The sequence below is a fragment of the Rhodobacter sp. P2_H5 genome (assembly GCF_056403335.1).
In genome coordinates this window covers 1-589 of record NZ_JBFUFS010000137.1, presented here as the reverse complement: position 1 = coordinate 589, position 589 = coordinate 1, and the positions used below count along the sequence as shown (strand labels likewise).

The following is a 589-nucleotide window of genomic DNA, read 5'->3' as shown; positions in this document are numbered from 1 at the left end:
GCGCCAGCCTGTGCGCGATGCGTTTTACCGGCTGTCGAAACTGGGTTTCATCCTGATCCGTCCGCAACGCGCCACCACCGTTTCGCAGATTTCCTCCAACGCGGTGATGCAGGCGCGGTTCATCCGCGCCTCGATCGAGGCGCAAACCGTGCGGGTCGCCTGTGATCGGTTGACGGCCGCCGACCATGCGGCGCTGCGAGATCTGCTGGACCAGCAGCGCGCCGTCATGCAAGCGCAGGACCCGCTGGCGTTTCACGCGCTGGACGACCAGTTTCACCGCGAACTGTGCGAACGCGCCGGATGCGGCTTTGCCTGGGAGATCATCCGCGAAAACAAATCGCACATGGACCGGGTGCGCTTCTTGTCGCTGGCCTTCGCTTCTCAGGATGCCTTTGGCGACCATGCGGCAATTCTGGATGCGATCGAGATGCGCGACGCCCCGGTGGCCATGCAACGCATGCAACTGCACCTCAGCCGGATCAAGAAGCAGATCGAGCGGATTCGCGAGGACAATCAAACCTATTTCGTCAACGAGGATTCATGTCTTCCCGATCTCTGACCCCGCCCGGCCGTATCGTCTCGCTCGGGG

General features: G+C 62.5%; 1 protein-coding gene. It reads left to right on the top strand.

The window, feature by feature from the left end; genetic code table 11:
• On the top strand, positions 1 to 559 hold a 559-nt coding region (locus tag AC1DVR_RS23965; protein ID WP_478003118.1), incomplete at its 5' end, for a GntR family transcriptional regulator.
• Positions 560 to 589: the final 30 nt, after the last annotated feature.